The 11,591-nt window shown below is 73.4% G+C and carries 5 protein-coding genes; all 5 read left to right on the forward strand.

Going from position 1 to position 11,591, the window contains the following annotated elements; translation table 11 throughout:
* The first annotated feature begins 42 nt into the window (after positions 1-42).
* The 5 genes from AAFF41_RS34835 (at position 43) to AAFF41_RS34855 (ending at position 11,587) form a co-directional block, all read left to right on the forward strand.
* Entirely contained in the window at positions 43-717 is a 675-nt protein-coding gene (locus AAFF41_RS34835; RefSeq protein WP_343325168.1) for a thioesterase II family protein, read from the forward strand.
* Between the two features lie 7 nt (positions 718-724).
* Positions 725-1,759, forward strand: a complete 1,035-nt coding sequence (locus AAFF41_RS34840; protein ID WP_343325169.1) for an isocitrate/isopropylmalate dehydrogenase family protein — start codon at positions 725-727, stop codon at positions 1,757-1,759.
* A 66-nt stretch (positions 1,760-1,825) separates the two neighbouring features.
* Positions 1,826-3,202, forward strand: a complete 1,377-nt coding sequence (locus tag AAFF41_RS34845) for an FAD-dependent oxidoreductase (RefSeq protein WP_319748484.1) — start codon at positions 1,826-1,828, stop codon at positions 3,200-3,202.
* Positions 3,193-3,531 (forward strand): antibiotic biosynthesis monooxygenase family protein, encoded by a 339-nt coding sequence (locus AAFF41_RS34850; protein ID WP_319748485.1) that lies wholly within the window; start codon positions 3,193-3,195, stop codon positions 3,529-3,531. The genes AAFF41_RS34845 and AAFF41_RS34850 overlap by 10 nt, the downstream gene beginning before the upstream one ends.
* 259 nt (positions 3,532-3,790) lie before the next feature.
* A complete protein-coding gene (locus AAFF41_RS34855; protein ID WP_343325170.1) occupies positions 3,791-11,587 on the forward strand; it encodes an amino acid adenylation domain-containing protein in 7,797 nt (2,598 codons plus the stop codon).
* The last annotated feature ends 4 nt before the right edge of the window (positions 11,588-11,591 follow it).

Below are 11,591 nucleotides of genomic sequence, written 5' to 3' on the forward strand. Positions count from 1 at the left end.
GCGGTCGATGATCGCCGGTGACCCTGCCGGCGTCCGGGTGGTGTGCTTCCCGCACTCGGGGGATCGGGAGTCGCCTTCGGCGAGTGGTCCGCCGCGGTGCCGCCCGGTGTGTCGCTGATGGCCGTCCAGTACCCGGGCCGCGGCGACCGCTTCGGAGAAGAGCCCGTGGACGACGTGGCCGCGATGGCCGGCTGCGTGGCGGCGGAGCTGCTGCGGTTGCCGCCGGGCGACCACGTGCTGTTCGGGCACAGTCTCGGGGCGCTGGTCGCCTACGAGACCGCCCTGCTGCTGCGGGACGCCGGTGAGGAACCCCGGGCGCTCTGCGTGTCCGCCGCACTGCCGCCCGGATCCATGACCAACAGGGGTGTCCACCTGGCGCCCGACGACGAGTTCTGGTCGACCCTGTGCGCGCTGGGCGGCATCGAGCCCGCGGTCGCCGAGAACGCCGAGCTGCGCGACCTCCTCCTGCCCGTCATCCGCTCGGACCTGCGGGCCCACGCGACCTACCGGCCCCGCCCCGGCACCCGTCCGCTGTCCTGTCCCGTGCGCAGCTACCACGGCGCGGGCGACCCGCTGGTGGAGCAGGACCAGCTGGCGGGGTGGGCGAGCGTCACCTCCGGCGGCTTTTCGGGGACCGTGCGGCCGGGCGGGCACTTCCACGTGACGACCGACGTCGCGGAACTCGTCGCGGACGTGCTGAGCCAGGGCCCGAGGTGAGGCGGCCTTGACCACCATCGCCGTGATCCCCGGTGACGGCATCGGTCCCGAGGTGATCGAGCCGGCGCTGGACGTCCTCGACGCCCTCCGCCTCGGGACGCGTACGGACGTCCTGGACCACGTCAACGCGGAGACCTACCTGCGCACCGGAACCGCGCTGACCGGAGCCGACCTCGACCGGATCAGGTCCAGCCAGGCGGCGCTCCTCGGCGCGGTCGGGGACCCCCGGCTCAGCGACACCGCGTACGTGCGTACGGTCCTCACCACCCTGCGCCTCGAACTCGACCTCTACGTCAACTACCGGCCCGCCAGGCTCCTGCACGACAGGCTCAGTCCGCTGCGCGACCCGGCCCGCCGGCCGATCGACTGCGTGATCGTCAGGGAGAACATCGAGGGGCTCTACAGCGGCATCGGCGGCGGTACGCGCACCGGTACCCCCCAGGAGATCGCCATCGACGTGGACCTCAGTACCCACCAAGGCGTCTCACGGGTGCTGGAGTTCGCGTTCTCCGTGGCGCGCAGGTCGGTGTGCCTCGTCGACAAGGCCAACGCCGTCCGCAACGGCGGACAGCTGTGGCAGCGGTGCTGGAGCGAGGCCATCGCACGGCACCCGCACGTCGAGACGTCCCACCTCTACGTGGACACCGCCGCCCTGCGACTGGCCACCGATCCGACCGCCTTCGACGTCGTCGTCACCAACAACTCCTACGGCGACATCCTGAGCGACCTCACGGCCGCGCTGGCCGGCGGCCTCGGCGTGGCGGCGTCGGCGAACCTCAACCCCGTGACCGGACAAGGGCTCTTCGAGCCCGTGCACGGCAGCGCCCCGGACATCGCGGGTACCCGCACCGCCAACCCGTTCGGCGCGATCCTCTCCGTGGCCCTGCTGGTCGAGCACCTGGGCCGGACCGAGGAGGCGGACGCGGTCCGCCGGGCGGTCGCCGCGGCCGTCGCGGCGGGCCGCGTCACCCCCGATCTCGGCGGGTCCCTGAGTACGAAAGAGGCCGGCACCGCGGTCCTGACGGAACTGCGGCGGCCGTAGCGAGGTGCGGACGCGGACACGACCCGACAACCGCCGGCGGAGCAACGGACGAGGGGCAAGGACGGTATGAACGCGAACGACACGGACCGCACGGACGGGAACCCGGAGACCGTCATCGTGGGGGCCGGTCTGGTGGGCGTGGTCACGGCTCTCTACCTGGCGCCCCGCTTCGGACCGGTCACCCTGCTGGAGAAACGGGCGGACCCCAGGCGGAACTCCGGTGGACAACGCCGGTCACTGGTCGTGATGCTGTCGGCGCGCGGCTGGCGCGCCCTGTCGGACCTGGGAGTCGCGGACGCCGTGCGCCGCATATGCGTCCCCCTGCACGGACGCTGCGGGCACCTGCCCGACGGCCGGACGCGCATGACCCCCTACAGCCGGGACGGACAGCCCATCTGGGCGGTGGAGCGCCGGCGGCTGCACCACATCCTGCTGGACGCCGCCGAGGCGACCCCCGGTGTGCGCCTCCGCTTCGGGCAGCGCGTGGGCTCGGTGGACCTGGACGAACCCGCGGTGGTGGTGGAGGACCGGCACGGCTCGCACCGGCTGACGTGCCGCCGGGTCCTCGGCTGCGACGGCGCGCACTCCGCCGCCCGGGCCGCCCTGGAGGCGCGCGGCACCCGGGCCGAGGTGCGCACGCTGGACCTGGCCTACCAGGAGATCGACGTACCGGCAGGCCGGCTGGACCCGACCATCACGCACTACTGGCCCTCCGGGAAGGCGATGTTCGCCGCGCACCCCCTGCCGTCGGGGAAGCTATCGGGCTCCTTGTTCATGCGCCTCGACGGCCCCGCCCCGTCCTACGCGGCGGCCCGCGGCGGCCAGGACCTGTACGAGACGTTCGCCGCCCACTTCCCCGAGCTGACCGGGATCATCCCCGACATCGCGGAACAGCTCGCCACCAAGGCCGTCTCGACCCTCACGGCCGTCCGCTGCGACCGATGGGTCTGGCGAGACACCTTCGCGCTGCTCGGTGATTCCTGTCATGCGATGGCGCCCTTCATGGGGCACGGCATGAACTGCGGTTTCGAGGACGCCCGGGTCCTCGTCGACTGCCTCGACGCCGCCGCGGACCGGGCGGCGGGCCTGGCAGCCTACGAGAAGTCGCGGATCGAGGACGCCGACGCGATCTCCCGGCTCTCCTACCGGCACTACTTCACGATGGCCGGCCCACCGCGCGAGGAGACCGCTGCGGAGGTGCTGCGCGGGCGGCTGACGGTGCTGTTCCCCGACCGGTTCGTTCCGCTGTACGAGCGGTGCGCCTTCACCGAGGAGAGCTACGCCTCCGTACTGCGTGACGACCAGCGTCTGGACCGGCTCCTGGCGGATCTGTTGGCCCGGTACGGCACCGAGCTGGTCTCGGCGTCCGACGACCGACTGCGCGCCTGCATCCCTTCCCCCACCCCGACCACCGCCACCCCGGAGGACTCCGTATGTTCGTGATCCTGTTCAAGTCGCGCCTGTCCGAGCAGGCCGGCGAGGACTACTACGCCACCGAGGAGCGGATGCAGGAGCGGGTCCGCGCCATTGCCGGGTCCGACCCGGTGGAGGTCAAGCACTACACCGGGGAGGACGGCGAACGTCTCGCCGTCATGATGTGGCGGGACGGGGAGACGCTGGACAAGTGGCGCTGCGACCCCGAGCACCAGGTGGCGCAGCGACTGGGCAGGAAACACTGGTACGCCGCCTACGAGCTGACCGTCGCCGAGGTGGTCCGGACCAGCGCGCACGGCAACGAAAGCCCGGCCGCGGCGGCGGAGGGGCCGCGCTAGCAGGCGGACTACGGCCGTTGGAACGCGTGGAACGCGTGGAACGCGCGGACCTGTGACCGAAAGATGTCCGAGGGCAGTCTGAAGCGGGCCGGACGGACGTTGGCCGGGGCGGTGTGGCGGAGTTGTTTCGGGTGTTGGCCTATTCCTTTTCGATCTCTGGCGAACATCTTTCATGCCAGTTGTTCGAGCGCATGGGCCGCGACAAGTATCGGCACGGCGAGGCCATTGACCAGGAAACCACTTTGCTGGGGGCATCTGGATGGGTTGTACCGGCGTCACATCCGCGCAGGAAGCCATGTGGCTCGCGCAGGAATTCACTCCGGACGTACCGAACAACGTGGCGACTCTCTGGGACATCGACGGTGACCTGGACACCGTCCTGCTCGCCGCGGCCCTGGGGGCGGCGGTGGCGGAAGCCGACGCGCTGAAGGTGAACTTCCGCCGCGACGACCACGGGCTGCGGCCGGTCGCCCGGGACCTCGGGGCGTGGGAGCCGTTCCGCCTCGATGTCGGCGACGCCGCCGACCCCGCCGACGCGGCCCGCGCCGTCGTCGCCGATCTCGTGCGCCGGCCCTTCGACCTGACCGAGGACGCGCTGCTGCGGATCGGCTCGATCCGGCTGGGCCCCGGCCGCCACCTGCTCGTGCTCGTCTTCCACCACATCCTCACCGACGCGTTCGGCGTTCTCACCCTGCTGTCCCGGCGGATCGCCGAGATCTACCGCGCGCTGCGCGCCGGCTCCGCGTTGCCGGAGGGCGCCCCGAACCCGGCGGGGGACGCCGCGGCGAAGGACGCCGTCTACCGGGACTCGCAGCGGTTCGCCGACGCCGAGCGGTTCTGGCGCGACTACCTCGCCGAAGACCTGCCCGCCGCCCGTCTGCCCGCCGGTGTCCGTCCGGGCACCGACGCCCCCACCGGGGGGCCCGGCTACTGGGACGGCCTCACCGCACCGCAGGGGATGGCCACCCGCACCGCGACGGTCCCGGCCGTCGAACTCGCCGCCTGGGAACACGCCTCCGCCGCGGCGGGTACCTCGGTGCCCGACCTGATCGCCTCGGCCGCCACCGCGTTCCTGCGGCACATGTGCGGTCTGTCCGAGCAGCTGCTGACCATCACCGTCAATCACCGCGTCGGCGCACTGCGCCGCTCGCTCGGCCTCCTCTCCAACCGGGTGCCGCTGCGCTCGCGGGTGGACCCCGCGGCCGACTTCGTGGAACTGGCTGAGGCGCTCGGCCGGGAGCGGCGCCGTGTCCTGCGCCACGCCCGGCACGACATATCCCTGATCAAACGGGCCACCGGCCACGCCGGCGACGCGCGCAGCCCGTTCGGCGCGGTCGTCAACGTGCTCCCCTCCGTCGAAGCACTCGACCTGGCGGGCGCCACAGCCCACTTCGCCGGTGGCACCTTCGGCGTGATCGACGAGGTGATGGTCTGCGTCTACACCGACGGAAGGGCCGACAGCGACCTGTACGTCCGCTTCGACGCGCCGCGCGCGGAGTACGACGACCAGGACATCGCCGGGCTCGCCGAGCGGTTCGTGACGTTCCTGCGCGGGGCCCTCGCCAACCCGCACGCCCCGGTCGGGACCGTCTCCGCGCTGCACCCCGCCGAACGCCGCGCGCTGCTCACCGAGTACGCCGGACCCACGGTGACCTCACCGCCGACGACCCTGACCGAACTGCTGGACCGACAGGCCCGCGCCACCCCGGACGCGGTCGCGGTGACCTTCGAGGACACCCGGGTGACCTACCGGGAACTGGCCGAGCGGTCTGGCCGGCTGGCCCGCCTGCTGACCGAGCGCGGCGCCGGGCCCGAGCGGTTCGTCGCGGTCGCCGTGCCCCGCTCCCTGGAACTGGTCGTCGCCCTGGTCGCGGTGCTCAGGGCGGGCGCCGCCTACGTCCCCGTCGACCCTGACTACCCGGCCGCGCGGGTCGAGTTCATGCTCGCCGACGCCGGGCCCGCGCTGCTGCTGACGGTCAAGGACACCGCGGACCGGCTGCCCCGGACGGACGTCCCCGTGGTCATGGTCGACGACGCCCCGCTCACCGAAGAGCCCGTCAGGTCCGCCCCGCACCGGGTCGACCACCCCGCATACATGATCTACACGTCGGGATCGACCGGACGGCCCAAGGGCGCCGTCGTCACGCACGCGGCGATCGTCAACCGGCTGCTCTGGATGCAGGATCGCTTCCGGCTCGACGGTTCCGACCGGGTCCTGCAGAAGACGTCCGCCTCGTTCGACGTGTCCGTCTGGGAGTTCTTCTGGCCGCTGATCACCGGCGCCACCCTGGTGGTCGCCCGGCCGGACGGGCACCGCGACCCGGACTACCTGGCCGAGGTGATCCAGCGGGCCGGCGTCACGACCGCGCACTTCGTCCCGTCGATGCTGGCCGAGTTCGTCACCGAGGAGACGGCTGCCGCGTGCACCGGTCTGCGCCGCGTCGTGTGCAGCGGAGAGGCGCTGCCGGCCGAGCTGGCCGCGCGGTTCCACCGGACCTTCGGCGTGCCGCTGCACAACCTGTACGGGCCGACCGAGGCAGCCGTGGACGTCACCGCGTGGCAGTACCGGCCCGGGGCGCGGACGATACCGATCGGCACCCCGATCTGGAACACCGCGCTCTACGTCCTCGACAGCCGGCTGCGACCGCTGCCGCCCGGCGTCTTCGGCGACCTCTACATCGCGGGCGCCGGACTCGCCCGGGGCTACCACGACCGTCGGGCCCTGACCGCCGAGCGCTTCGTGGCCTGCCCGTTCGGGGAACCCGGGCGGCGCATGTACCGGACCGGCGACCTGGCCCGCTGGAACGCCGACGGCGAACTGGAGTTCGCCGGCCGCGCCGACCACCAGGTGAAGATCCGCGGCTTCCGGGTCGAGCCGCAGGAGATCGAGGACACGCTGACCGACCACCCGGGAGTGCTCAGGGCGGCCGTCGTCGCCCGGCCCGGCCGAGCCGCGGACGGAGCCGCGCAGCTCGTCGCCTACGTCGTCCCGGCCACCTCCGGCGGCAACGGCGGGACCGGCACCGAATGGGACCTGCACGCCGGCCTGGACATCGCCGAGCTGCGGGGCTTCGTCGCGGCCCGGCTGCCCGCCCACCTGGTGCCCGCCGCCTTCGTCGCGCTGGACCGGATGCCGTTGACCGCGAACGGCAAGCTGGACCGGGCCGGCCTGCCCGAGCCGGAGGTCACCGGCCGTGCCCACCGGCCGCCCCGGACCGGTGACGAGAGCCTCCTGGCCGCAGCGTTCGCCGAGGTGCTCGGCCTGAGCCACATCGGGGTCGACGACGACTTCTTCACTCTGGGCGGCGACAGCATCCGGGCGATCCAGGTGGTGGGCCGAGCCCGCGCCGGCGGTCTCGCGCTCACCCCGCGCACCGTGTTCGAGTGCCGCACCGTCGCCGCGCTCGCGCAGGCCGCGACCCGCGACACCGCACCGGTGGCCCTCGCCGAGCTCGAGGGCGGGGGCGTCGGTCTGCTGCCGCTGCCTCCCATGGCCCGGCTGTACGCCGAGCGAGGCCCCGGCCTGGACCGCCTCGCCCAGTGGCTGGTACTGGAACTGCCCGCAGCCGTCGACCTCCCCGGCCTCACCGCGGCCGTGCGCGCCGTCCTCGACCGGCACGACGTCCTGCGCTCACGGCTGACGGACGACGGCCTGCTGGTGCGGCCACCCGGCACTCCGGACACCGGCGGATTCATCGACCGGGTCGACTGCCCCGGGGACTGGGGCGGCGAGGAGTGGCAGACCCTGCTGCGCGCAAAGGCCGCCGAGGCCGTACGGCACATCGACGCCCGGGCCGGGCGGATGCTCCGGCTGGTCTGGTTCCCGGGGGCCGCGGGCGGGCCCGGACGGCTGCTGGTCGTGGCCCACCACCTGGTCGTGGACGGCATGTCCTGGCGGGTGCTGCTGCCCGACCTGGCCACCGCCTGGCGCCAGGTCCAGGAAGGCCGGCCCCCCGCGTTGCCGCGGGTGGGCACCTCCCTGCGCCGATGGCTGCACGCCCTGGCCGACGAAGCGGCCCGCCCCGGACGGGTGGCGGAGGCGTCGTTGTGGCGCGACCTGCTCGAGGCACCCGTCGCACCCGTGGGCTCCCGGCCGCTTGACCCCGGGCGAGACCTCACCTCCACCACGGACACCGTCCGGGTGGAGCTCCCGGCCGACCTCACGGACGCGATACTGACCTCCGTCCCCGCGGCCTACCGCAGCGGCGCGGACGACGTCCTGCTCACCGCCCTGGTCCTCGCGCTGGCCCGGGAACGGCGGGGTCTCACCGACGGCACGACGGTCGTACGGCTGGAAGGGCACGGGCGGCAGGAGGAGCTGGTGCCGGGCGCGGACCTGTCCCGCACGGCCGGCTGGTTCACCACGGTCACCCCCGTACGCGTCGACGTCTCGGGGATCGACGTCGACGCCGCGATCACCGGAGGAGCCGCCGCCGGTGACGCCCTCAAGCGGGTGAAGGAGCAGCGGCGGGCCCTGCCCGACCAGGGCATCGGCTACACCCTGCTGCGCTACCTCAACGACGACACCGCGGCGCTGCTGAGCCCGTACCCGGCGGACGACATCGGATTCAACTTCCTGGGCCGTTTCACCTTCGAACGCCCGGAGCCGGCGCCCGGCGAGGACCCCACCCGCGGCCCCGGATGGACCCCGGCGCCCGAATGCGCCGAGGTGGTCGCCGCACCCGCCGCGGACATGCCGGCGCCCAGCGCGCTCGAACTGAACGCCCTGGTCACCGGCACCGGCGACGACGCGCGCCTCACCGCCCTGTTCACCTTCGCCACCGGAGTGCTGACCGCCGACGAGGTCCGCGCCCTGTCCGGCACCTGGTGCGCCGCACTGCGCGGCCTGCGGAGCCTGGTCGCGTCCGGCGGGCGGGGACTGACCCCGTCCGACGTCCCGCTGGTCACCGTCGGCCAGGAGGAACTGGACGGCTGGCAACAGCGCTTCGGGCGCGTCAGCGACGTATGGCCGCTCACGCCGTTGCAGGACGGGCTGCTGTATCACACGATGCTCGCGCAGAGCGCGTCCGAGGCGTACCAGACGCAGTTCGTGTTCCGGCTCGAAGGCGCGGTCGACCCGGCGCGCCTGCGGGCCGCGGGCCAGGCCCTGCTCGACCGGCACCCGAACCTGCGGGTCGCGTTCCGGCCGAGCGCCACCGGTGAGCCCGTGCAGGTCGTCGTGGACGACGTCCCGCTGCCCTGGCGGCACCTCGACCTCACCGGCGAGGCCGACGCCGCCACCCGGCTGGAGGAGATCCTCGCCGAGGAGCGGGACGCCCGCTTCCGCCCGGAGAGCCCGCCGCTGCTGCGCCTGACCCTCGTCACGCTCGGCCCCCAACACGCCGAACTGGCCCTCACCGCCCACCACGTGCTGCTCGACGGCTGGTCGGTGCCGCTCGTCGAGCGCGAGCTGATGCAGCTGTACGGGGCCGACGGCGTCGACACCGCGTCGGCGCGCCCGCACGGCTACCGGGACTTCCTGAGCTGGCTGTCACGGCAGGACACGGCACGCTCCGCCCGCGCGTGGGCCGAGGAACTCGCCGGTGTGGCCGAGCCGACCCTGCTGGCGCCCGCGACGCCCGGGGCCCGGTCGGCCGGCAGCGGCAGCGGGCAGATCGACGTGCCGCTCACCGGCGAGGACACCACCAGGCTGGCGCGCCGGGCCGCGGAGTGGGGCGTCACCCCCAACACCCTGGTGCAGGGCGCCTGGGCCATGGTGCTCGCGCAGCTCACCGGCCGCGAGGACGTGCTGTTCGGCGCCACGGTCGCGGGCCGGCCCTCCGGGCTGCCGGGCGCGGACACCATGACCGGCCTGTTCATCAACACGGTGCCCGTGCGGGTGCGATGCACGCCGGCCGACCCGGTCCCGGAGGTGCTCGGCCGGCTCCAGGACGCCCAGGCGAGGCTGTTGGACCATCACCATCTGGGGCTCGCCGACATCCAGCGAGCGACCGGGCTGAACGCGCTGTTCGACACGCTGGTGGTGTTCGAGTCGTTCCCCGTCGACCGGTCCGGCCGCTCGGCGGCGGGCGCGTCGGCGCAACCGGTGGTGAGCGGTATCCGCCCGTACGCCCCGCCGCACTACCCGCTGACCGTGATCGCGGCGGCCGACCCGCTGTTGCGGATCTCCTTCCAGTACCGGCGCAACGCATTCGAGCGGACCGCCGTGGAGGCGCTCGCCGACCGGCTGGTGCGGGTGCTGCGGCAGATCGCCGCCGGTCCGCGGACCACCGTCGGCGCGCTCGACGTGCTGTCCGACGCCGAACGTGAACAGGTGCTGCACGGCTGGAACGACACCACGGTCCCGCCCCCCGAGCGGACCGTCCCCGAGCTGATCGCGGCGCGGGCGGCGGCGACGCCGGACACGGTCTGCGTCGAGTTCCGCGGGCACCGGCTGACCTTCCGGGAGCTGGACGAACGGGCCGGCCGGCTGGCGCACTGGCTGGCCGGGCAGGGGGTGGGCCCGGAGTCCCGGGTCGTGGTGCTGCTGCCCCGTTCGGCCGACCTGGTGGTGGCCCTGCTGGCCGTGTGGAAGGCCGGCGGCACGTATGTGCCGGTGGATCCGGAGTATCCGGCCGCCCGGGTGCGGGCCGTGGTCGAGGACAGCGCACCGGTGCTGCTCCTCGACGAGGAACGGCTGGCCGGGGTGGACCTGTCCGACCGGTCCCCCCACCCTGCCCACGGCCCGCGCGTTCCGGCCGGCGCCGACCACGCCGCCTACGTCATCTACACCTCCGGCTCCACTGGCACACCCAAGGGCGTGGTGGTCCGGCACGGTGCGCTGGCGATCCTGCTGACCGGTATGCGGGATCGATTCGCCTTCACGCCGGACGACGGGCTGCTGGCCTGCGCCACCGTCGCGTTCGACATCGCCGCGCTGGAACTCTTCCTTCCCCTGCTCGCCGGCGGCCGGGTGGTACTGGCCGGCAAGGACGACATCACCCAGCCGACGGCACTGCTCGACCTCGTCGAACGGTCCGGCGTCACCGTCATGCAGGCCACCCCCGCGCTCTGGCAGAGCCTGGTCACCCACGCGCCGGCCTGTCTGACCGGGCTGCGGGTGATCTCCACCGGCGAGGCCCTGCCCCTGGCGCTCGCCGAAACCCTGTGCCGGCACGCCGCCGAGGTCACCAACCTCTACGGCCCGACCGAGACCACCGTCTACGCCACCGCCGCCCGTCTGCTCCCCGGCCACTGCGGCATGCCTCCCTCGGTCGGCGGCCCGGTCGCCGGCACCCGGATCCTCGTACTGGACCGCACACTGCGCCCGGTGCCGCCCGGCGCTGCCGGTGACCTCTGGATCGCCGGCGAGGGCCTGGCCCGCGGCTACCACGACAGGCCGGGCATGACCGCGGAGCGGTTCGTGGCCTGCCCGTTCGGGCCACCGGGCGAGCGGATGTACCGCAGCGGGGATCTCGCCCGCTGGACGGTCACGGGTGAGGTGGAGTACCTCGGCCGCTCCGACCACCAGATCAAACTGCGCGGCTTCCGGATCGAGCCCGCCGAGATCGAGCACACCCTGACCCGCCACCCCGCGGTCCGCCGGGCGGTCGTCATCGACCGTGAGGACCGGCCGGGCGACCGCCGGCTGGTGGCGTACGTGGTCCCGGAGACCGGCACCGAGCCGCCCACCACGGAACTCCTGCGGGAGGCGGTCGGAGAGCGGCTGCCGGCCCATATGATCCCGGCCGCGTTCGTGACGCTCACGGAACTGCCGCTGACGCCCAACGGCAAACTCGACCGTTCCGCCCTGCCCCGCCCGGAGTTCGGCGGGGACGAGTACCGGGCTCCGCGCTCGCCCCGGGAACAGACGCTGTGCGCGCTGTTCGCCGAGGTCCTGGGCGCCGAGCGGATCGGTCTCGACGACGACTTCTTCGTCCTGGGCGGCCATTCACTGATGGCCACCCGACTGGTGGCCCGGGTACGCGCCGAAATGGGCGTGGAAATCCCGATGCGCGTTCTGTTCACCGCCCCGACCGTCGCCGAACTGACCGACCGCTGGAACGAGATGTCGGCCTCCACCCGAATGCCGCTGCGGAGAATGACCGAAAGGTAGGAAA

This window comes from Streptomyces mirabilis (genome assembly GCF_039503195.1).
Classification (GTDB): Bacteria; Actinomycetota; Actinomycetes; order Streptomycetales; family Streptomycetaceae; genus Streptomyces; species Streptomyces mirabilis_D.